The organism is Mesorhizobium sp. CNPSo 4671 (assembly GCF_057784245.1).
Genome location: NZ_JBWLUW010000004.1, coordinates 576,728 through 596,630 on the forward strand (window position 1 = coordinate 576,728; position 19,903 = coordinate 596,630).

Annotated in this window: 21 protein-coding genes; 12 read left to right on the forward strand and 9 right to left on the reverse strand. The window is 63.9% G+C overall.

What is annotated here, in order from left to right; genetic code table 11:
* Positions 1–12 precede the first annotated feature (12 nt).
* Positions 13–2,508: a DNA ligase D gene (gene ligD, locus AC04SF_RS14850; protein WP_488478412.1), complete on the forward strand. Its 2,496-nt coding sequence runs from the start codon at positions 13–15 to the stop codon at positions 2,506–2,508.
* Between the two features lie 91 nt (positions 2,509–2,599).
* Here the strand turns inward: ligD and AC04SF_RS14855 are convergent, their stop codons facing one another.
* Positions 2,600–3,274: an ArsR/SmtB family transcription factor gene (locus AC04SF_RS14855; RefSeq protein ID WP_488478413.1), complete on the reverse strand. Its 675-nt coding sequence runs from the start codon at positions 3,272–3,274 to the stop codon at positions 2,600–2,602.
* Between the two features lie 172 nt (positions 3,275–3,446).
* Between AC04SF_RS14855 and AC04SF_RS14860 the strand changes: the two genes are divergently transcribed.
* Complete coding sequence (locus tag AC04SF_RS14860; protein ID WP_488478414.1) at positions 3,447–3,779, forward strand: NIPSNAP family protein; 333 nt, start codon at positions 3,447–3,449, stop codon at positions 3,777–3,779.
* Entirely contained in the window at positions 3,776–4,120 is a 345-nt protein-coding gene (locus tag AC04SF_RS14865) for an antibiotic biosynthesis monooxygenase family protein (protein WP_488478415.1), read from the forward strand. The genes AC04SF_RS14860 and AC04SF_RS14865 overlap by 4 nt, the downstream gene beginning before the upstream one ends.
* A gap of 210 nt (positions 4,121–4,330) precedes the next feature.
* Here AC04SF_RS14865 and mbfA read toward each other — a convergent pair whose 3' ends face one another.
* Positions 4,331–5,314, reverse strand: coding sequence for an iron exporter MbfA (gene mbfA / locus AC04SF_RS14870; protein WP_488478416.1), 984 nt, complete (start codon positions 5,312–5,314; stop codon positions 4,331–4,333).
* Between the two features lie 174 nt (positions 5,315–5,488).
* Here mbfA and AC04SF_RS14875 point away from each other — a divergent pair, with 174 nt between their 5' ends.
* Both AC04SF_RS14875 and AC04SF_RS14880 read left to right on the forward strand, forming a co-directional pair.
* Positions 5,489–5,809: a hypothetical protein gene (locus AC04SF_RS14875; RefSeq protein WP_096452106.1), complete on the forward strand. Its 321-nt coding sequence runs from the start codon at positions 5,489–5,491 to the stop codon at positions 5,807–5,809.
* A gap of 155 nt (positions 5,810–5,964) precedes the next feature.
* Positions 5,965–6,942, forward strand: coding sequence for a threonine/serine dehydratase family protein (locus AC04SF_RS14880; protein ID WP_488478417.1), 978 nt, complete (start codon positions 5,965–5,967; stop codon positions 6,940–6,942).
* Positions 6,943–6,986: 44 nt separating this feature from the next.
* Here AC04SF_RS14880 and AC04SF_RS14885 read toward each other — a convergent pair whose 3' ends face one another.
* From AC04SF_RS14885 to AC04SF_RS14900, 4 genes are read right to left on the reverse strand one after another with little or no spacing between them, the layout of a single operon-like run.
* Positions 6,987–8,123 carry an ABC transporter permease gene (locus AC04SF_RS14885; protein ID WP_096452102.1) on the reverse strand — a complete coding sequence of 379 codons (1,137 nt, stop codon included), beginning with the start codon at positions 8,121–8,123 and terminating at the stop codon, positions 6,987–6,989.
* Positions 8,120–9,040 carry an ABC transporter ATP-binding protein gene (locus AC04SF_RS14890; protein WP_202352070.1) on the reverse strand — a complete coding sequence of 307 codons (921 nt, stop codon included), beginning with the start codon at positions 9,038–9,040 and terminating at the stop codon, positions 8,120–8,122. Before AC04SF_RS14890 ends, AC04SF_RS14885 begins: the two co-directional genes overlap by 4 nt.
* On the reverse strand, positions 9,037–9,990 hold the full coding sequence (locus AC04SF_RS14895) for an HlyD family secretion protein (protein WP_488478418.1): 954 nt from the start codon (positions 9,988–9,990) through the stop codon (positions 9,037–9,039). Before AC04SF_RS14895 ends, AC04SF_RS14890 begins: the two co-directional genes overlap by 4 nt.
* Positions 9,987–10,730 (reverse strand): CerR family C-terminal domain-containing protein, encoded by a 744-nt coding sequence (locus AC04SF_RS14900; protein WP_488478419.1) that lies wholly within the window; start codon positions 10,728–10,730, stop codon positions 9,987–9,989. The genes AC04SF_RS14895 and AC04SF_RS14900 overlap by 4 nt, the downstream gene beginning before the upstream one ends.
* Before the next feature lie 90 nt (positions 10,731–10,820).
* On the opposite strand from AC04SF_RS14900, the gene AC04SF_RS14905 reads away from it, so the two are divergent.
* The 3 genes from AC04SF_RS14905 to AC04SF_RS14915 are packed head-to-tail and all read left to right on the forward strand — an operon-like array spanning position 10,821 to position 13,118.
* On the forward strand, positions 10,821–11,294 hold the full coding sequence (locus tag AC04SF_RS14905) for a CYTH domain-containing protein (RefSeq protein ID WP_202352073.1): 474 nt from the start codon (positions 10,821–10,823) through the stop codon (positions 11,292–11,294).
* A complete protein-coding gene (locus tag AC04SF_RS14910) occupies positions 11,291–12,235 on the forward strand; it encodes a CHAD domain-containing protein (protein WP_488478420.1) in 945 nt (314 codons plus the stop codon). Before AC04SF_RS14905 ends, AC04SF_RS14910 begins: the two co-directional genes overlap by 4 nt.
* A 55-nt stretch (positions 12,236–12,290) precedes the next feature.
* Positions 12,291–13,118: a C40 family peptidase gene (locus AC04SF_RS14915; protein ID WP_488478421.1), complete on the forward strand. Its 828-nt coding sequence runs from the start codon at positions 12,291–12,293 to the stop codon at positions 13,116–13,118.
* A gap of 186 nt (positions 13,119–13,304) precedes the next feature.
* On the opposite strand, the gene AC04SF_RS14920 is transcribed toward AC04SF_RS14915, so the two are convergent.
* Positions 13,305–14,714 (reverse strand): adenylate/guanylate cyclase domain-containing protein, encoded by a 1,410-nt coding sequence (locus AC04SF_RS14920; RefSeq protein ID WP_488478422.1) that lies wholly within the window; start codon positions 14,712–14,714, stop codon positions 13,305–13,307.
* A gap of 228 nt (positions 14,715–14,942) precedes the next feature.
* Entirely contained in the window at positions 14,943–15,737 is a 795-nt protein-coding gene (locus AC04SF_RS14925) for a helix-turn-helix domain-containing protein (RefSeq protein ID WP_488478423.1), read from the reverse strand.
* Between the two features lie 114 nt (positions 15,738–15,851).
* Between AC04SF_RS14925 and AC04SF_RS14930 the strand changes: the two genes are divergently transcribed.
* The 3 genes from AC04SF_RS14930 (at position 15,852) to AC04SF_RS14940 (ending at position 17,790) form a co-directional block, all read left to right on the forward strand.
* Complete coding sequence (locus AC04SF_RS14930; RefSeq protein ID WP_488478424.1) at positions 15,852–16,712, forward strand: SMP-30/gluconolactonase/LRE family protein; 861 nt, start codon at positions 15,852–15,854, stop codon at positions 16,710–16,712.
* Between the two features lie 98 nt (positions 16,713–16,810).
* Entirely contained in the window at positions 16,811–17,185 is a 375-nt protein-coding gene (locus AC04SF_RS14935) for a nuclear transport factor 2 family protein (protein ID WP_488478425.1), read from the forward strand.
* Positions 17,164–17,790 (forward strand): DNA-3-methyladenine glycosylase, encoded by a 627-nt coding sequence (locus tag AC04SF_RS14940; protein WP_488478426.1) that lies wholly within the window; start codon positions 17,164–17,166, stop codon positions 17,788–17,790. Before AC04SF_RS14935 ends, AC04SF_RS14940 begins: the two co-directional genes overlap by 22 nt.
* Positions 17,791–17,821: 31 nt before the next feature.
* On the opposite strand, the gene AC04SF_RS14945 is transcribed toward AC04SF_RS14940, so the two are convergent.
* Positions 17,822–18,712, reverse strand: a complete 891-nt coding sequence (locus AC04SF_RS14945) for a LysR family transcriptional regulator (RefSeq protein ID WP_488478427.1) — start codon at positions 18,710–18,712, stop codon at positions 17,822–17,824.
* 205 nt (positions 18,713–18,917) lie between these two features.
* On the opposite strand from AC04SF_RS14945, the gene AC04SF_RS14950 reads away from it, so the two are divergent.
* Positions 18,918–19,844, forward strand: a complete 927-nt coding sequence (locus AC04SF_RS14950; protein WP_488478428.1) for a DMT family transporter — start codon at positions 18,918–18,920, stop codon at positions 19,842–19,844.
* The last annotated feature ends 59 nt before the right edge of the window (positions 19,845–19,903 follow it).

Genomic DNA, 19,903 nt, shown 5'->3' on the forward strand with positions numbered 1-19,903 from the left:
GGAGACCGAGCAATGGCCGGTCTTGAGCAATATCACGCCAAGCGCGATTTCAAGAAGACGTCGGAACCGGCCGGCAAGGTCGCTCGCACGAAAAAGAGCGAAGCGGGCGGCATCTTCGTCATCCACAAGCACGCGGCGACCAGGCTGCATTACGACCTTCGCCTCGAGCATGACGGCGTGCTGTGGAGCTGGGCGGTGACGCGCGGCCCGAGCCTCGATCCGCACGAAAAGCGGCTCGCGGTGCATGTCGAAGATCATCCGATCGACTATGCCCCGTTCGAGGGCACCATCCCCAAAGGCGAATATGGCGGTGGTTCGGTCATCGTCTGGGACGAGGGCACATGGGTGCCCGAGACCGACCCGGCCAAGGCGATGAAGAAGGGCCATATCAGCTTCGAGCTCAAAGGCCACAAATTGCATGGGTTGTGGCACCTCGTCAGATTGAAACCGCGGGCGGGTGAAAAGCGCGACAACTGGCTGCTGATCAAGTCGGACGACGCTGCGGCACGCCCGGGCGAGGACATTCTGAAGGACGCGCCGCAATCGGTGAAATCCGGCCTGACGATCGAGGAGGTCGGCGCGGGCAAGGCGGCCAAGGGCGCGAAGCCTGACGTCTGGCACTCCAACAAGCCGGCGGCTGGCAAGGCGAAGGCGGCCGCCCGGAAACTCGGCTTCGTCGAACCGCAACTCGCCACGCTGGAACGCGACGCACCGCCCGGCAAGGACTGGCTGCACGAGGTGAAATTCGACGGCTATCGCATGCAGGCGCAGATCGCCGGCACCGATGTGCGGCTGCTGACCCGCACCGGCCTCGACTGGACGGAAAAGTTCGGCGGCGAGATCGCCGCGGAGCTGGCAGCGCTGAAATGCAGCGACGCCATCATCGACGGCGAGATCGTCGTGCTGGCCGACAGCGGCGTTTCTTCTTTCTCGTTGCTGCAGCAGGACCTGTCTGCTAACCGCACCAACCGCTTCATCTACTACGTCTTTGACCTGATGCGTCTCGACGGCAAGGATTTGCGCGCCGAGCCACTGGTCGAGCGCAAACAGGCCTTGCAGGAGCTGCTCGGCAAGCAGTCGGACAATCCGGCGGTGCGTTTCTCCGACCACTTTTCCGAGCCCGGCAAGATCATGCTGGAGCATGCCTGCCGGATGGGGCTGGAAGGCGTCGTGTCCAAGCGTGCCGATGCGCCCTATCGCAGCGGGCGCGGCCCGACCTGGGTGAAGTCGAAATGCACGGCGCGGCAGGAGTTCGTCATCGGCGGCTATCTGCCGTCGGATAAGACCGGGCGCGGGCTGCGCTCGCTGCTGGTCGGCTATTATGAGGACGGCAAACTGCACTATGCCGGCCGTGTCGGCACCGGTTTCTCCGCCAGGGGCGCGACGGAGCTTAAGCAGAAGCTCGACGCGCTGAAGGCGGCGGCTTCGCCCTTCGACAAGGCCGTGCCGAAGGGCAAGGGCCTGGTCTGGGTCGAGCCGGAACTGGTCGGCGAAGTGGAGTTTCGCAGCTGGACGTCGGACCGTATAATACGCCATGCTTCGTTCCAGGGGCTGCGCGAGGACAAGCCGGCGGAGGACGTTGTGCAGGAAAAGCCTAAGGCAGCGACAGGCAAGGCCAAGCCGGCGTCGAGCGGCAGCGGCGCCGGAACGATGCCGACCAGCGTAAAACTCTCCCACCCCGACAAGCTGCTGTGGCCCGAGGAAAAGATCTCCAAGCAAGGGCTGCTCGATCATTACGCAGAGGTCTGGCCGCGCATGGAGCAATTTGTCGTCAACCGGCCGCTCAGCCTGGTGCGGGCGCCGGACGGCGTTGGCGGTCCACGTTTTTTCCAGAAACACGCCTCGGCCGGCATGAGCGACAAGATAGCCCGGATGAAGGACCCGACCGATGGCGAGGAAATCCTGTTTGTCCGGGATTTCGACGGTGTCGCGGCGCTCGTCCAATACGGCGTGGTCGAGATCCACATCTGGGGTTGCACGATCGACAAGCTTGAACAGCCCGACCAGATCATCTTCGATCTCGACCCCGATGAAGGCGTCGAGGTGAAAGCGGTGCGCGAGGCGGCGCTCGATATCAGGGGCAAGCTCGATGAGCTGTCGCTGCCTAACTTCGTCAAGACCTCGGGCGGCAAGGGCTATCATGTGCTGGTGCCGCTGAAGCCGTCGGCGGATTGGGAGGCGGTGAAGACCTTCGCCCACGATTTCGCCAAGGCGCTCGAACAGGGCGCCCCGGACCGCTACACGGCTACGCTGTCGAAAAAGGCGCGCACCGGAAAGATCTTCGTCGACTATCTGCGCAATGGCAGGGGCTCGACGACGGTCGCACCCTATTCGTCACGGGCGAAGAAAGGTGCCACCGTGTCGATGCCGGTGACCTGGGCCGAGATAGAGGCCGGGCTGGCGCCGAATGCGTTCCCGATCGGCGACAAGACGACGCTGGCGAAGCTGGCGGAAGCCGATCCGTGGAAGGGGTTTTTCGAGCAGGGGAAGGTGTTGAAGCGGGGTTGATCCTACTGGACTTCGTCATCCTAGGGTCTCCGCGACGCCGCTTGCGGCCGCTCCGCCCTAGGATGACGAAGGTTGAGGTGGCGCCGGCAAACTAACTCAAGAACACCCTCTCGAACGCCTGCTTGCCCGGCGGCGAAAACACCACCGCGCGGCTGTCCTTTTCGCGGCGCGCCCATTTCTCCAGAAGGATCTTGTCGAGGATGGCGGCGCCCAGCGTGCCGGCGAGGTGCGAGCGGCGCACGCTCCAGTCGAGGCAGGCGCGGCAGACCGGGCGGCGCGGTTTGGCATCGATATCGATGCCGATCGCGGAAAAATGCGAGGCCGCCGACGGGCCGAGCCTGATCTCCCTGTCGTCACGGAGCAATATGTCCCTCTCGACCAGACGGTCGAGCATGGCCACCGCCTGCTCACCGGCAAGGTGGTCGTAGCAGACGCGGGCCACGCGCATGGCGCCGTCGCGCGGGCCGGGCCGCACACGCTTGGGGCCAACAGCCTCCGCGACACCGGTGATGGCTTCGATCATGCCCGCCACCTGCGGGCCGGCGAGGCCGTAGTAGCGATGCCTGCCCTGGCTGGCCAGAGTCAGCAAGCCGCCCTCCATCAGTTTCGACAGATGCGAGGAGGCGGTGGGCAGCGACACGCCGGCCTCCAGCGCCAGTTCGCTTGCCGTCAGCGCCGTGCCGCCCATCAGGGCGTTCAGCATGTTGGCGCGGGCCGGATCGCCGACCAGGCTGGCGATGCGGGCGATGTCAGGTCCTTCACGCATAGTTCGATCCTTGTCGAAGCTTTCTCGTCAGATAAGCACTATTCTCCGAGCAGATCAAGGAGACGACGACGCAAGCAACTACGGCTCCTGACACGAAACTGCCTAGCACATCGATGCGCATGACGTTTCGACCGCGCTCGAAGCGTCGATGCCAGAACCCAAGGAGACGACCATGCCCATCACCTGCTTCATCCGCTATGAGATCGACCCGTTCGGCAAGGCCGCCTTCGAGGAGTATGCCCGCAACTGGGGGCAGGCCATTCCGCGCTGCGGCGCCGATCTGATCGGCTACTATGCCCCGCATGAAGGCTCGGCGACGACGGCCTATGCCGCCTACAACATCGAGAACCTGGCGGCCTATGAGGCCTATCGCGCCCGGCTTGCCGCCGATCCCGCCGGCAAGGCAAACTATGAGTTCGCCAAGCGAGAACGATTCATCCTTAAGGAGGACCGCATGTTCCTGAAACACGTCTCTGGGCCGCACGCCAAGCTGGTGCTGCCGTGATCGCCGTCATCTTCGAGGTCGAACCGGCGGAGGGCAAACGCGATGCCTATCTCGGCATCGCCGCCAAGCTGCGTCCCTTGCTCGATGGCATTGACGGCTTCATCTCGATCGAGCGTTTTCAGAGTCTGGCCGATCCCAACCGCATCCTGTCGCTGTCATTCTGGCGTGACGAGGAAGCGGTGAAGGCCTGGCGCAACACCGAGGAACACCGGCAGGCGCAGCAGGCAGGCCGGGGCGGCATATTTGCCGGCTATCGACTGCGCATCGCGCATGTGGTGAGGGATTATGGGCTGACGGAGAGGGATGAGGCACCGACGGATAGCCGTGCGGTGAATGGGTGACGGAGAGGCGCGGCTCTTCCTTCTCCCCCTGTGGGAGAAGGTGGCCGCGCGAAGCGCGGTCGGATGAGGGGTGCTCCAGCTTGACGCGACGTCTCAATTGAACTGGGCACTACGGCACAACACCAGCGTCTCACTCCGCTGGAACACCCCTCATCCGTCTCGGCGCTGCGCGCCGATCCACCTTCCCCCACAAGGGGGGAAGGAAGAAGCTCAAGCATTCCCGATCAGCACGCCGGCTGCGAACACCAGCGCGCCACCCAGCACCACCTGGAAGGCAGCACGCAGGAACGGCGTCTGCATGTAGCGATTCTGGACGAAGGCGATGGCCCACAGTTCGAAGAACACCACCACCGCTGCAACAGCCGTCGCCGTCCAGAAATGCGGGATGAGATAGGGCAATGCATGGCCGAGACCGCCGGCCGATGTCATGACGCCGGTGGTGATGCCGCGTTTTATCGGCGAGCCGCGACCCGACAGCTTACCGTCGTCGGAAGCGACTTCGGTGAAACCCATGGAGATGCCGGCGCCGATCGACGCGGCAAGCCCGACCAGGAAGGTCTGCCAAGTGTCATGCGTGGCAAAGGCGGCGGCGAAGATCGGCGCCAGCGTCGACACCGAACCGTCCATAAGGCCAGCTAGTCCCGGCTGCACATAGGTCAGGATGAACTGGCGTTGCTCGGCCGCGGCCTCTTCGTCCTTCACTTCGCCCGGCACGTGCTTTTGCTCCAGACGCTGTGCCAGCGTCTCGTGCCCCTGTTCGGCCAGCGCCAGATCGTCGAGCAGTTTTCTGGTCGAGGCATCGGTGGTGCGCTTTGCCGCCTCGACATAGAACAGGTAGGCCTGCCGCTCCATCGCTTCGGCCTGGCTGCGTACATGTTCGATGCCGAGCGGCCGCACCAGCCAGTCGGGCTTGCGTTCGTAATAGCCCTTCACATGTTCGCGCCGGATCAGCGGGATGCGCTCGCCGAAACGCTTGCGGAAGAGCTCGATCAGCGCGTCGCGATGACCGTCCTCTTCCTCGGCCATCTCCTCGAACACTTTTGCCGATTGCGGAAAGCTTTCCGCCAGCCCGTCGGCATAGGCCCGGTAGATGCGCCCGTCATCTTCCTCGGATGAAATGGCAAGTGCCAGGATCTCCTGTTCGGAGAGCGATTCGAAGGGACGGCGGCCGAAGCCGAAAACACGGGAAAGCATGAGGAAATGGCCCTAGTTTAGAATAGTTCTAAACTAGAGTTTGGCATGCCTTGGGTCAACCGCATGATTGGTCGGGTTCAAGAATTGTCGAAGCGCTCGAGCGGCCTCGCCTCTTCATTATCGGCAAAGATTCACCTATATAGCTGAACCTAAGACAAGGATGAGGATCAACGTATGACGAAGCCGCCCCCCCAGCATTTCGACCCGAAACCCGTTCTCGATCTCATCGCCAGCATCGAAGCCGATCTGCAGCGGCTGAAGGGCCTGGTCGAGCAGCAGGTCGAAAAATTCGACCCCGCCAATCCGCACAACAAGGCGCCGGACGGCAAACTGACCGAGGAAGGGGTGGAATGCTGCTACCGCATGTTCGACGAGGGCAAGTCGCGCTATTCGGTGTCCCAGCAGATGAAGATCTCCTTTGCCGCCGCCACACATCGCTTCAACAATTGGCGCAAGCTGGGTGGGAGCAAGAGGCAAAGGGCGCTGTTGGGGTGAAACTGGCGATATGTCGGCGGGGTGGCACTGCCGAGACGCTGGAGACCGTGTCCCCGACCCGTACCGGCTAACTTTGTATCGGTTACATCTTTTCGTTGGCATCGCGCGGCCCTTTGCGTGCACCATGGCCGGATCACATCGCCATAGGATCCGCCATGACCACCCCTCCCGGCATCGCCGACATCCACGCCGCTGCGGCCCGGCTCTCCGGCCTGATCGTCGAAACCCCGTTGATCGAATCGGCTGAGCTGAACAAGCGCTTTGGCGGGCGTATCCTGTTCAAGCCGGAGACGCTGCAGCGCACCGGCTCGTTCAAGTTCCGCGGCGCCTACAACAAGCTGTCGTCGTTGAGCGAGGAAGAGCGCGGCCGAGGTGTCGTTGCCTTCTCCTCGGGCAATCATGCGCAAGGCGTCGCCGCCTCGGCCGCCATGTTCGGCGTCAAGGCGGTCATCGCCATGCCGGCGGATGCGCCGGCGATGAAGATCGGCAATGTCCGCAAGATGGGTGCCGAGGTGGTGCCCTTCGACCGTTTTCGCGATGACCGCATGAGCGTGGTTCGCCCCTATATCGACAGAGGCATGGTGCTGGTGCCGCCCTTCGACGATCCGGCCATCATTGCCGGGCAAGGCACGATTGGCCTCGAGCTGATGCGACAGGCCAGGGCGCTCGGGGTCAGCCTCGATGCCGTCGTCATACCCTGCGGTGGCGGCGGCCTGTCGAGCGGCATTTCGGTCGCGGTCAAGGATGCCTCGCCCGGCACAGCGGTGTGGGCGGTCGAGCCCGAGCATTTCGACGACACCCGCCGCTCGCTCGCCGCCGGGGCCCGCGTTTCCAACGAACCGGGCTACAGCTCGATCTGCGACGCGATCCTGACCGCTGAGCCGGGCGCCATCACCTTCGAGATCAACCGAAAAAACCTCGCCGGCGCCATTGCCGTTTCCGACAAAACGACGGCGCAGGCAATGCGCGATGCCATGGCCTATCTGAAGCTGGTGGTCGAGCCCGGTGGTTGCGTCGCATTCGCGGCGCTGTCTTCGGGCGAGATCGAACTGTCCGGCAAAAGCGTTGCCGTGGTGCTGTCCGGCGGCAATGTCGATTTCGGCACCTATGCCGAGATCATGGCGGCCGCCTGATCGCAGTTCCGGACGGAAACCGTTCGCACTTTCCTGGAACAGCTCTAATCCAGCGTGCGCCTGAACCGCAGCAGTGCCGTGCCCGCGAACACCAGCACGAACACGACCAGCCAGCCGATCTCGGCGGCGATGGCATGGAAGTCGGCGCCCTTCAGCATGACCGCGCGGGTGATGCGCAGGAAATGCGTCAGCGGGAAGATTTCGCCCAGCGCCTGGGCCCAACCCGGCATGCCGCGATAGGGGAACATGAAGCCCGACAAGAGCAGCGACGGCAGGAAGAAAAAGAAGGTGAGCTGCATCGCCTGCATCTGCGAGCGGGCCATGGTCGAGATGGTGTAGCCAAGCAGCACCAGCGACAGCACGAAGACGAGCACCGACGACAGCAGCAGCGTCAGGCTGCCGACGAACGGGATGTCGAACAAAAGCTTCGCCGCCACCAGCACCACCGCAACCTGCACCGCGCCGACGACAAGGAAGGGCAGCACCTTGCCCAGCATGATCTCGGCCGGGCTGGACGGCATGGCGAGCAGGTTCTCCATCGTGCCGCGCTCGGTTTCGCGGGTCAGCGCCATGGCCGTCATCATCACCATGGTCATCTGCAGGATGACGCCGAGCAGGCCGGGCACGATGTTGTACTGCGAAATGCCTTCGGGATTGTAGCGGTGGTGCACCACCACCTGCAGCTGCTGCCTGGCATTCTCGGCGGCGGCCGCCTGCATGCCCTGGGCACGCAGCAGCGCCTGGCTCGCCACGGTGCTCAGTGTGGAAATGGCGCCGCTCGCAGCCGAAGGATCGGTCGCGTCGGCCTCGATCAGGATCTGCGGATTGTCGCCGCGCTCGACACGTTTGGCGAAGTCGGCCGGGATGGTGACGACGAAGGAAACGTCGCCACGCGCCATCAGGAACTCCGCCTCTTCGGCGCTCTCGGTGACATGGTCGAAGTGATAGTAGTCCGTCACCTGCAGCGCCGTGACCATGGCGCGCGTATACTGGTCGTTGCTCATCGCCACCAGCGCCGTCGGCAAGCCTTTCGGATCGTTGTTGATGGCGAAGCCGAACAGGACCAGCTGCAGCAGCGGCACGCCCAGCATCATGGCGAAGGTGATGCGGTCGCGCCGCATCTGGATGAATTCCTTGATCAGCAGCGCGCCGAGCCGGGCGAAGGAGAAGACGCCATTCATGCCATATTGTCCTTCGACCCCGACATGAACTGGATGAAGACGTCCTCGAGGCTGGTTTCGCCCGGCGCCACCGTCACGCCCTTGTGCTCCTTCTCGACATCGGCAAGCGCTGCTTCGAGCTTCTTCCTGTCGGAGCCGACGACGTGCAGCGTGGCGCCGAACGGCGCCACCTGGTCGACGCCTGGGCGGCCCTGCAGCTCTTCAGCCACCTTGGCCAGCCGTGGCCCCTGCACCACGAAGGTGGTCAGGCCGGCGTTCTTCACCACTTCGGCGACGGTGCCGGTGGCCAGCATCCTGCCGTAGGAGATGTAGCTGATGCGGTGGCAGCGTTCGGCTTCGTCCATGTAGTGGGTGGAGACCAAAACGGTGAGCCCGCCGCTGGCGAGGCGATGGATCTCGTCCCAGAATTCGCGGCGCGCCTTCGGGTCGACGCCGGCCGTCGGTTCGTCGAGCAGAAGCAGCTTCGGCTTGTGCATGATGCAGGCGGCGAGCGCCAGCCGCTGCTTCCAGCCGCCGGACAGCGTGCCGGCCAGCTGGTTGCGGCGCGACGTAAGGCCGAGTTCCTCCAGTGTCCTCGACACATATTCCTCGACCGGTTTCAGCCGGTAGAGCCGCGCCACGAATTCGAGGTTCTCGCCGATGGTCAGATCCTCGTAGAACGAGAATTTCTGCGTCATGTAGCCGACTTCGCGCTTGATCCTGAGCGACTCCGTGCGGATGTTGAAACCCAGCACCGTGCCTTCGCCCTCGTCCGGCGTCAGCAGGCCGCACATGATGCGGATGGTGGTCGTCTTGCCCGAACCGTTGGGGCCGAGGAAGCCGACAATCTCGCCTTCGGCGACCGACATCGTCACATGGTCGACGACGGTCTTGTCGCCGAACCGCTTGACCAGGCCATGAACGTCGATGGCGTTCATTTTGCCGTTTCCGCAAGGTCGACGTCGACGATCTGGCCGGGCTGCAGCGGGCCGGCATCACCCTCCGGCCGCGCCTCGACGAGATAGACCAGCTTCTGCCGGTTCTCGAGCGAGTAGATCACCGGCGGGGTGAATTCGGGATCGGGCGAGACATAGCTGACACGCGCCTTCAGGCCGTCGCCACAGCCGTCGCAATGAACGCTAAGCAGGCTGCCGATCTTGACCGAGGAGAAAGCGATTTCCGGTATATAGACGCTGAGCTTCACCGCGCCGTCAGGCAGCATCGAGATGACCGGCGCGGTCGGGCCGGCCGTGTCGCCGGGGTTGCGGATGACATCGTTGACGCGGCCGGGCGAGGGTGCGGCAAGCGTGCGCTTGGATAGCCGCCACTGAGCCTGCTCCAGCGCTGCCTGCGCCTGCTTGACCTGATTGTCGGCGGCCTTGATCGTCTCGGGCCGCGCCGGCAGGCCGCCGACGGCGAGATTGGCCTCGGCCTGGCCGACCTGGGCGTTTGCCGTCTCAAGCGTCGCCGAGGCGGTGTCGTAGTCGGCCTGCGTGCCGGTGCCGCGCTTGAACAGGTCGGCGGCCCGGTCGTATTTGCGCTTGGCATCGTCGGCCTGCGCCTTGGCCATGTCGACCTGCGCCTTGAGCGCGGCGATTTCTTCCGGCCGCTTGCCGACCTGCAAATCAGCGAGCTGCGCCTGCGCCTGGGCGAGGCTTGCCTGCGCCTGCGCCACCGCAATCTTGGCGTCGGCGCTTTCCAGCGTCACCACCGTCGCGCCTGGGGTGACGCGATCGCCGCGCTTGACGGCGACGGTCTCGACCTGCGCCACCTCGATCGGCGCCAGCAACACATAGTCGCCCTCGACATAGCCGACGGCGAGCGGCGCGGCTGGCGCACAGGCACCGAAGAGCTGAGCGGCAAGCGGCAAGGAGCAGAGGAAACTCATTTTTTTGATCCCATTTTGGGTTTTGATCCCCCTGGGGCTTTTGATCCCATTCGGGCGGCCAGTATGGCGCTGAGATTGTCCGTCGTGACCGCCACGACCTTGGCGGCCTCGGCGACGCCGATTTCGTGCCAGCCCATGCGGCGCATCACCGCCTCGCGGCCGATGCGGAAGTAGATGACCTGGCCGATCAGCGTGAACACGGTGAGCCGGGTCCGCTCGCTTTCAGCCGGCTCGCCGGTCGCCTGCTCCCAGACCAGACACAGCCGGCGATGCGTCGGCTCGAACACGCCGTCATAGATGCGGTCGAGTGCGGCCGTCGGATGCGACATCTCGCGCAGCACGAATTGCACGATCTCGCCGGCCTGCGGCTGCGCCAGGATGAAGCCGCCCATCCGCTCCAACGCCGCGAACAGCTGCGCGCGCGCCGCTTCCGGATCGCTCGCCGGCGCCGCCTGGCCACTCCCCGGCGCCTGGGCGCCGCCCAGTGCCTGGCCGGCAATCGTCTGGATGGTTTCGACGATATAGTCGGCGGCGGCGGCGCGAAGGCCTTCCTTGCCGCCGAAATGATAGGCGATCGAACCGATATTGGCCTGCGCCTCCGCGGCGATCTCGCGGGTCGAGGTGCCGTCGAACCCTTGCCGGCCAAACAGTTTCAGCGCCGCACGCACCAGCGCGGCACGGGTCAGATCCGCCGGAGAGCTCTCGCGGCGCGGATTTTTGGTGTCGGGCAGTTTGATCATGACAGAACTTTAATCAATCGATTGATTAAAGTCAACTTGTGTGCGGAGTTGTCTTGCCATCGCCCGCGGCAAACGCTTTAGTGCGCGGCCATGGTCAAGGAAGTCGAGCGCAAGTTCCTGGTCTCCAGCACCGCGTGGCGGGGCCTGGTCGAGGCGGATATCCGCATTCTCCAGTTCTATCTCGCCACGGCACCTGGGCGGACCGTCCGCATCCGCATCAGCGACGGCGCTTCCGCCAAGCTGACGCTCAAATTCGGCAGCGGCGCGCGCGAGCGCGACGAGTTCGAATATCCGATCCCGCTTGCCGATGCGGTGGAGATGCTCGATTTCGCCGTTGGGCGTGTCATAGAGAAGACACGCCACCATGTTAGGCATCGCGGCTATCTCTATGAAGTCGATGTCTTTGGCGGCGCACTCGCGGGACTTGTGGTGGCCGAACTGGAGACTCCGGAAGATGTGCCGGACGAAATGCTGCCTGACTGGCTCGGCCGTGAAGTGACCGGCGAGCAGAAATTCTACAACGCGTCGCTCGCCCTCGGGGGGATACCGGAGATCGCCGCATGAGCTTTCGCATCGACCCGCGCCTGCCGCTGACCGGCGAGGTCAGACGCATCCTTGGCGAGGAAATCGGCAAGGCACTCCAGCATCTGGATGCGGCGCGCAGCCGGCCGGAGCAGGGGCTGCACAAATGCCGCAAGCGGCTGAAGAGCGCGCGTGCCTTGCTGCGCCTGGTTCATTCCGGTGACGAAACATTCTGCACGACGGAAAACCAATGCTATCGCAATGTGGCGGCGCTGCTTGCCGGACCACGCGAGGCGACGGCGCTGATCGAGACCATCGACCGGCTGGCGGCAGGGTTTCCCAAGGAGTGCGCCGATGGCGGGCTCGATGCCGTGCGCGACAGGCTGATTGCGCGTCAGCACGATCTGCATGAAGGCGCCGGCCTCGAAGCGGCGATCGGCGCGGCGACCGCCGCCTGCGAAGACGGCATGAAACGGATCGAAAGCCTGGCCTTGCCCGACCAGCCGGAACAGGCGGCCGACGTGCTTGCCGAAGGCGCCCGCGTCACCTTGCGCCGCGCCAGGAAGGCGCTCGACAGGGCCGGCGCGCGCGGCGGGGCCGACGATTTTCACGATTTGCGCAAGGCGGCCAAGACGCATGGCATGCACCTGTCGCTGCTGGGCAGGCTTTGGCCGACGCCGGTCAAGGCGCGGCGCAAGGCGGTCGACGCACTGGGCGAGCGGCTCGGCGAACTGCATGATCTATTCGTCCTGCGCGCACTGCTCGAGGCCGACGACGAGCCACTGGGGCCGCGCGAGGACACAAGGCTTCTCGGCAAGCTCTTGAAGCGCTCGGAAAAGAGCCTGCGGAAATCCTGTCTTGCCGAGGCGGCCGAGCTGTTCGGCGACAGCCCCAAGCATTCGACGAAGAAACTCGCCCGCAAGGCGCGCGACGACCTGGCCAGCCCGGCGCCGCACGACGAGACGAGTGCTGCCGCCGGCTGACGAAGCGCCGGCGTGCTGGCACTTCCCCGCCGGCCCGTGCTAATCACGCTCCATCATGACCGAGCCCGGCGACACGCTCCTGGACCGACTTGGCCGCTGGCTCGCCGGCCGGCTGCAGGAAGAATCCTCCGGCTATGAGCCCTATACCCCGTCCGATGCCGAGACGCTGCGCCGCACGCTGGAGCCGGGCGACATCCTGCTGATCGAAGGCAACCAGAAGATCTCGGCGGCGATCAAGTACCTCACCCAGTCGACCTGGTCGCACGCGGCCTTCTATGTCGGCGATGCCTTGCCGGAGCCGCAAGACGGAACGGAGCGGCCGCGGCTGATCGAGGTCACGATGGGCGAAGGCTGCGTCGCCGTACCATTGTCGCGCTATCGCACCTACAACACCCGCATATGCCGGGCGAACGGGCTGGCGCCGGAGGACCGCGACAAGGTGGTCCGCTTCATGATCGGCAAGCTTGGCCTGAGATACGACCTCAAGAACATTTTCGACATGCTGCGCTATTTCCTGCCTACGCCGCCGGTGCCGGTGCGCTGGCGCCGCCGCATGCTGGCCTTCGGCTCCGGCGACCCTACTCGGGCCATCTGCTCCTCGCTCATCGCCGAGGCCTATGGCCAGATCCACTACCCGATCCTGCCCGAGATCACCCGCGCGCCGGGCCGCGCCTCGGCGCAGTCGACCTACATGCGCAAGGAAATCCTGCACATTCGCCACCACTCGCTCTACACGCCGCGCGACTTCGACCTGTCGCCGTTTTTCCGCATCGTCAAGCCGACGCTGGAATATGGCTTCGACTACCGGCAGATGATCTGGGACGACGAGGCAAGCATAGACGCCGAAGCCGCAAAGGCTGGAGCAATCGCCTCAGACAGTTGATGGCTTCGGCCTGGGTCAGGACATGCCCCCAGAGCAATTCCAGGAAAAGTGTGAGCGGTTTTCCGGGACAAGCGCATAGCGCTTTCCCTTGGAAATTGCGTCAAAACAAAGAGTTAGAGCGGTTCGCCGTTTCCATGAAGCGGTGAAACGCTCCAGAGCGGCCTATCCGGCCGAGGTGCAGGCGTTTCACATGGCGGCCGCAATAGCGCCCTGGTTTTCGGCTCGGCGTTCAACCCAGACATGGACCGGTTCGTCCCGGCCGCGGATGCTCACCGGTCCATGATCGCGCGCATTCAACCGTGTCGTGGGCGATTCCGCCTTCGCGGCCTCAATCAGTCGTGACCCAAAGCAAATATTCGCCTGAAGCTCACGGCAGAGCGCCTGCAAACGGCTGGCAACGTTGACCGTGTCGCCCACCACCGCGAAGGACAGATTGCGCTCGCTGCCGACCGCGCCGATGACGACTGCGCCATATTGTGCACCGATTCGAACGTCCAGCGGCGGATATCCCCTGGACACACGCTGTACGTTCCAGTCTTCGAGAGCGGCGACCATCGCTTCAGCGCACTGGATGGCGCGAGTCGCGTCGTCATGGCTGGCTTGCGGAACCCCGAATGTCGCCATGATGCAATCGCCGATATAGTTATCGACGGTGCCATTGTGGTCGAAAACGACCTGCTCCATGCGACGGTGGAACTGACGCAGAAGTTCGAACACTGCTTCGGCCGGATGGTCCTCGGAATAGTGTGTGAAGCCGACGATGTCGGCGAACAGCACCGCGATATCCTGCCGGCGGACCGGGCCGAAGGGCTCGTCATCCGTGGCGAGCTGGTCGACGACGTTGGGCGAAAAATGCCGGGCGAGATTGGCGCGGGCGCGCTCTGCCTTGACATAGTCTTCCGAAAGACGTCGGGAACGAAAGACGACCAGCGCCATGATCGCGCCGATAATCAGGACAACCAACACGTTGGTCGCCTGCGCGAACGTGTCGACGAAATTGGGGTTGAGATAGAGGTTCAGTCGCTCTTTCACCGGCAGCGAATAGAGGTTCGTCGCCGGAATGACGGTTCCTGGGTGAGAAATCACCCATCCCACCCCGAGCGCCCACGTCAAGGCCGCGAGCGCGCCGAGATAGAGCGCCAATCGTGTCGAAAGGGTCAGCGCGCCAAGGCATACGAAAATCAGCAGGAATTTGAAGCTGCCCTCGCGCAGTTGCATCGCGGCCGGCGCGACCTCCTGGGAAAACGGGTTGGGCGTCACCAGCAGAATGGTCAACAGAATGATGTCCAGCGTACCGACGAGGTAACCGATCCACCATGGCGCCGTGCGGCGGCGCGCAAAGAGAAACTGGATCAGGCCGACGAGCTGGAACAGCACGAGGCCTGCCAGCACGAAGAGCAGTGAGGCATCCCAGCGGCTGATCAATGAAAAGAAGCAGGAGATCACAGCGAGCGATGCCGTACGCGCCCAGAACTGCAATGCAGCACCCTGGCGTTCTGCGCGCGCCCGCAAATTTTTCAGGCGCGAATAGCGGCGATGTTCAAGTGTTGGTGCGGTCGGCATAGGATCACTTCGATTTTCGCGGGGACGCTTCACGCATTCGGCAACCCGCTCTCTACAGTCTGGCAAATCAGTGTGCGAATTCTATCATGAATGCTGGTGCCGGATCTGCTCTATCCCAACGCGCCCTGCGGGCGCGGTCGGCATCGCTGGTCGCATGCCTGGTCCGGGCGGCAAGCTGGTGGCGAATGGCGGCAGCCGGCGCCGCCGGAGCGGTGCGCGACAAGCTCAGCCGCCGCATGCAATCCTGCCCGGCATGATTGGTCAGGCCGGCAAGGGACGGCGTCCCTTTGCGGGAACGGCGGGCTGGCCGCCGGCATCGCGCGGGTGCGGGCCGATCGGCATGATCGCGGGGAACGGCGTCGCCCCAAAGGCAAACGTGAATTTGTAGCCGGTGAGCCCGTCCTCGGGCGTCGTGTGCTGATCGTGATGGGCGAGAAGTTTTACGCGTTCGGCCAGCTCTTCGGCCTCGCGGCGCACCATCTCCGCCGTCTCCGGCCGCATCCGCCTGGAGAAGCTGACGAAGGTCGCCTCCTTCTCGATATGGGTGATGGCCCAGCCGATGAAATTCTTGTTGGTCATCTCGAACAGCGGCCTGAGCGGCCCCTCGAAATTCCACTGGATCGGCGTCTCGACCAGCAATCTTGCCGAAAGACCCCGGCCGAGCGCGATCAGGCCGAGTTCCTCGAGGTCACGCAGGTAAAGGAACATCGAGGCTTCGCTCAGGCCTTGCGAACGCATGATGCCTTCGGGCGTGAATTTTTCCGACAGCATGACGAAGATGAACAGCAGCGCCGGACGGCCGGCGAGCCGGCGCTCGATCTCGGGCGCGATGTGGTTGACCGGTCCCGGCCCCCGGTTCATCGAGCCGAGCACGTTTTCCAGCTCGACGCCGGCTGCGGTGCAGATCTCCATCAGCCGGTCGAGCTTGCAGTTCTTCTCGTGGAAGATGCGCTTCACCGTCGGCTCGGAAACGCCCATGCGTTCGGCAAGTTCGCGATAGGTGACGCCCCTGGCCTTCAGCGTCCGCTTCAGCGCCTCGAAGATCAGACCGTTCATGGCATGCACCTCTTGCCAGCGATTTCGTATCGATACTCGATACTAGTGGTAATCGAGCTTTCGGAAAAGTATCGAAAATCCTAGCTCTCCGCCTGTCATCACAGGAGAACAGCCATGAACCGCCTCATCCTCTCAGCCTTTGTCGCCGCCATCGGCATCGCGACCGCACCCGCCGCCCGGGCCGGGGAACTCTGGCGCGCCACCGGCCTCGAACAGCCGGAATCGGCGCTGTTCGACGCCGCCAACAATCGCATCATCGTCTCCAACATCGTCGGCAATCCGGGCGAGGCCGACGGCAACGGTTATCTCTCGGTGCTATCCACGGACGGCAAGACGGTGACCCAGCACTGGACCGACGGCATGGACGCGCCCAAGGGCATGGCGATATCGGGCGGCAAGCTCTATGTCGCCGACATCACCAAGGTCCGCGTCGTCGATCTCTCCAGCGGCAAGCTCGTTGCCAGCATCGCGGTGCCGAATGCCGTCTTCCTCAACGACATGACTTCGGACCACACAGGCAAGGTCTATGTCAGCGACATGCTTGCCGACACGATCTACCGCATCGACGGCGACCGACCGGAGCTGTTCGTCAGGGACCCGCTGCTCGCCTCGCCCAACGGCGTCTTCGCCGAGGGCGACAGGCTGATCGTCGCCTCCTGGGGCAAGGGCATCAAGCCCGACTTCAGCACGGCGGCGCCGGGCGGCCTGCTGTCGGTCGACCTCGCCAGCAAGGCGATTTCACCGCTGCCCGGCGCGCAGACATTCGCCGACCTCGACGGCGTCATCGCCATCGGCGAAACCATCTATGCCACCGCCTACATGACCGGCACGCTCTACCGATACAAAGCCGGCGGTGCGCCGGAGGCGGTGGCGCATTTCAAGCCGGGCAGCGCCGACATCGGCACCGACGGCAAGTCGATCCTCTACGTGCCGCTGATGAACGAGGGCGAAGTGGCGGCGCTGAAGATTGACTGAGAGCCGGCGCTCCTGACCACTGCACCTGCGCTAACAGCCGTGGGATGGACCGTGCTACGACGGTTCATCCCACGGCGTGGTGGTCAAGGAGGTTTGATATGGACGAAATCCGGGCGGCTCTGGATCGCCACTGGGCTGCCTCCGATGCTGGTGATCTCGAAGTGGAACACCAGATCTACCGGGAGGATGCGGTGCTCGACTATCCGCAATCGGGCGAGCGTATCCGTGGACGACGCAACATCCAGTCGTCCCGTGCCGCGCAGCCGAACCGCAAACGCTTCAGCGTGCGGCGGATCAGCGGCGCTGAAGACCTTTGGGTCACCGAATATGTCCTGACCTATGACGGGCGGCCGTCCTATACGGTCAGCATCATGGAATTCCTCGACGGCAAGGTGGCCCGCGAGACCCAGTATTTCAGTGACCCGTTCGAGCCGGGACCGTCGCGCGCGCAATGGGTCGAGCGGATACCGTGAACCACAGGAATGAATATCCGCCGATCGCTCGTTCGGAGCTGCCGAACGACACGGTCGCCCTCGCCCGCTTCCTCATCGGCAAGCTGGTGGTGCGGGCGTTGCCTGAAGGCGTTGTCAGCGGCCGCATCGTCGAGACCGAGGCCTATGTCGTCGGCGACGCCGCCGGGCATGGTTTCAGGGGGATGACCCCGCGCAACCGTTCGCTGTTCCTCGAGCGCGGCCACGCCTATGTCTATCTCGCCTATGGCACCTCCATGATGCTGAATGTCTCCAGCGAGATGCCGGGGATCGGCACCGGTGTCCTGATCCGGGCGCTCGAGCCGCTCGAAGGCATCGAAATCATGCGGCGCAATCGCGGCGTCGAGCGCCTGCGCGACCTGGCGCGCGGGCCGGGTCGGCTGGCGGCGGCGCTGCGGATCGATCGTTCGCTCGACGGGCTCGACCTCTGCCAGCGAGGCCCGTTATGGCTTGCAAGCGATGACTTCGAGCCCGGCGAGATCGGGCAAGGCATCAGGATCGGCATCACTAGGGATGCCGACCGACTGCTGCGGTTCTATGTCAGGGGCAGCCCGTTCGTCAGCGGTCCGAGATCGCTTCAGGAATAGACGACCGGCCAGCTTTCGCAGCGCGACGCGCTCAGACGGCGATTTGAAGCGTCCCGTAGCGCTTGACCTCAGCCTCGATCTCCCTGACCAAAGTCTCGAGCGCGGGGTTTCTGGGGGCGCGTGCGCGCCTGATGACATAGGCGAGGTCTGGGGGCCTGGGGAATTTGTCGTCGACAATCTCCATGTCGGGCTGCAGGTAGCGCTGGCTCAAGAGTGCGACGCCGAGCCCGGCGGTCACGCCTGCAATGATCCCGGCTGCGCTGGAGCATTCGAACACGGTCTCCAACACCCTATCCTCGTCCTGGCCGACATCGATGCCCCAGCGCCGGTAGAAGCAATTTTCATCGAAGGACAGAAACGGGACCGGCTTCCCCGTCGACAGGACCAGGTCGCGCGATTTCACCCAATGCAGGGTCTCGCGAAAGAGAAGGATGTCGGCGGGGCGGACCTCGTGCTGGAACACCTGGATGATGGCTGCATCGAGGGCTCCCAGGCTAAGCTGCTCCTGCAACACCAGGCTCATGCGCACCTGCGTGCGGACGCTCACCTCCGGGTAGAGTCGGCGGAAGCGGCCAAGGATGCGCGAAAGGTCCGTGCACGTCGTATCCTCGGTCATTCCCAGCGCGATCTTGCCTTGCAAAGGGCTTTTCGACAGGCTCAGGACCGCCTCGTCATGGATGCCCAGAATGCGCCGCGCATAGCCAAGCAGATCCTGTCCGGCCGTGGTGAACATCGGCGCGTTGGCTTTCCGGGCGAGGATTTCACAGTCGAGGCTCGCTTCCAGTCGCCTGACTTTGTGGCTGACGGCCGACTGCGACAGGCCGAGAATTTCGGCCGCGCGCGTGACGCCGCCATGCTTCTCGATCGCGACCAAGGCGCGCAAGGCGTCGACATCCAGGCGGCGGCTCATCAGTCCGGCCATGACAATCCTCGCTCAGAACCAAAGTGGTGCGCCAATTTCTGATCCTCTGATGCCCTTCAGGCAAGTTGGTATGCCGGATTTCGGGCTTCTTCATGATCATATCGAAATTTGTCATGTGCAAAGGCGCGTGCGTGCCGTCAATAGTCCGCGCCGAAATTGGCCGTGATCCGCTTCCGGGACACGGGCGCCTGACTGAAGAGACACCATGACGCTCCTGCCCACCAAAACCCATCGCCTCGTATGGCCAATGATGGCAACGGCGCTGGTCATAAGCTGGAGTTCCGGCTTCGTCGGCATCGGCTACGCCAGCGAGAATGCCGATGTCATGCTGGTGCTGTTCTGGCGGACACTGATGTCCGGATTGATCCTCTTGCCATTTGCTCTCCTGATCGGATCCCGCATAAGCGCCCACGCGCTGGTCCAGCAGATGGTCTTCGGCGTGGCGATGATGTTCCTCTATCTCGGCGGATTCGCGCTTGCCATCGGCCAGCGCGTGCCGACCGGCCTTGTCGCACTGATTTCCGATCTTGTGCCTCTCGCCATCGCGGCCTTGTCGCAGCCGGTTCTAGGACACCGATTGACCGGGAGACAATGGGTCGGAACGGTCCTCGGAGTAACGGGCGTTCTCATCGTCTCGCTGGCCAGCCTGACCCTCGGTACGGCCCCGGCCTGGGCATATGTGTTGACCGTCGCTTCCATGATGGTTCTGGCGCTGGCAACCCTGGTGCAGAAGCGGATGGGGACGATCCATATGCCCATCCATCAGAGCCTGTGCATTCAATGCCTGACGGCGGCGGTCCCTTTCGCCGCCTGCGCCGGATGGAATGGCGGGCTGATGCCGCCGCTTGATGCCCGGTTCGGATTCGGCATTGCCTGGCTGGCGCTGTTTTCGACCTTCTTCTGCTACGGCACGTATTATGCAAGCCTGCGCCTCTACACGGCCTCACAGGTCAGCAGCGTGATCTATCTCAGCCCACCGGTGACGATGCTCTGGGGCTGGTCGCTGTTCGGCGAGCCGCTTTCGAAGGCGATGTTGGCTGGCCTTGCGGTGACACTGTTCGGCGTCTGGTTCACCTCGTCAGGCAGCGCGGCATTGAAGGACTTTCAGCCCAGCCAGCAGCATGTCGGCTAATCCCCGAGGCGAAATCGACCTGACGATTGATCGCCATCCATGCCGGCGTCGCTTCACGC

What these genes read in the sequence shown, in the direction of transcription:
- ligD (WP_488478412.1), top strand. Translation starts at nt 13, where the DNA reads ATGGCCGGTCTTGAGCAATATCACGCCAAGCGCGATTTCAAGAAGACG.
- AC04SF_RS14855 (WP_488478413.1), bottom strand. Translation starts at nt 3,274, where the DNA reads ATGCGTGAAGGACCTGACATCGCCCGCATCGCCAGCCTGGTCGGCGAT.
- AC04SF_RS14860 (WP_488478414.1), top strand. Translation starts at nt 3,447, where the DNA reads ATGCCCATCACCTGCTTCATCCGCTATGAGATCGACCCGTTCGGCAAG.
- mbfA (WP_488478416.1), bottom strand. Translation starts at nt 5,314, where the DNA reads ATGCTTTCCCGTGTTTTCGGCTTCGGCCGCCGTCCCTTCGAATCGCTC.
- AC04SF_RS14875 (WP_096452106.1), top strand. Translation starts at nt 5,489, where the DNA reads ATGACGAAGCCGCCCCCCCAGCATTTCGACCCGAAACCCGTTCTCGAT.
- AC04SF_RS14880 (WP_488478417.1), top strand. Translation starts at nt 5,965, where the DNA reads ATGACCACCCCTCCCGGCATCGCCGACATCCACGCCGCTGCGGCCCGG.
- AC04SF_RS14885 (WP_096452102.1), bottom strand. Translation starts at nt 8,123, where the DNA reads ATGAATGGCGTCTTCTCCTTCGCCCGGCTCGGCGCGCTGCTGATCAAG.
- AC04SF_RS14890 (WP_202352070.1), bottom strand. Translation starts at nt 9,040, where the DNA reads ATGAACGCCATCGACGTTCATGGCCTGGTCAAGCGGTTCGGCGACAAG.
- AC04SF_RS14895 (WP_488478418.1), bottom strand. Translation starts at nt 9,990, where the DNA reads ATGAGTTTCCTCTGCTCCTTGCCGCTTGCCGCTCAGCTCTTCGGTGCC.
- AC04SF_RS14900 (WP_488478419.1), bottom strand. Translation starts at nt 10,730, where the DNA reads ATGATCAAACTGCCCGACACCAAAAATCCGCGCCGCGAGAGCTCTCCG.
- AC04SF_RS14905 (WP_202352073.1), top strand. Translation starts at nt 10,821, where the DNA reads ATGGTCAAGGAAGTCGAGCGCAAGTTCCTGGTCTCCAGCACCGCGTGG.
- AC04SF_RS14910 (WP_488478420.1), top strand. Translation starts at nt 11,291, where the DNA reads ATGAGCTTTCGCATCGACCCGCGCCTGCCGCTGACCGGCGAGGTCAGA.
- AC04SF_RS14915 (WP_488478421.1), top strand. Translation starts at nt 12,291, where the DNA reads ATGACCGAGCCCGGCGACACGCTCCTGGACCGACTTGGCCGCTGGCTC.
- AC04SF_RS14925 (WP_488478423.1), bottom strand. Translation starts at nt 15,737, where the DNA reads ATGAACGGTCTGATCTTCGAGGCGCTGAAGCGGACGCTGAAGGCCAGG.
- AC04SF_RS14930 (WP_488478424.1), top strand. Translation starts at nt 15,852, where the DNA reads ATGAACCGCCTCATCCTCTCAGCCTTTGTCGCCGCCATCGGCATCGCG.
- AC04SF_RS14935 (WP_488478425.1), top strand. Translation starts at nt 16,811, where the DNA reads ATGGACGAAATCCGGGCGGCTCTGGATCGCCACTGGGCTGCCTCCGAT.
- AC04SF_RS14940 (WP_488478426.1), top strand. Translation starts at nt 17,164, where the DNA reads ATGGGTCGAGCGGATACCGTGAACCACAGGAATGAATATCCGCCGATC.
- AC04SF_RS14945 (WP_488478427.1), bottom strand. Translation starts at nt 18,712, where the DNA reads ATGGCCGGACTGATGAGCCGCCGCCTGGATGTCGACGCCTTGCGCGCC.
- AC04SF_RS14950 (WP_488478428.1), top strand. Translation starts at nt 18,918, where the DNA reads ATGACGCTCCTGCCCACCAAAACCCATCGCCTCGTATGGCCAATGATG.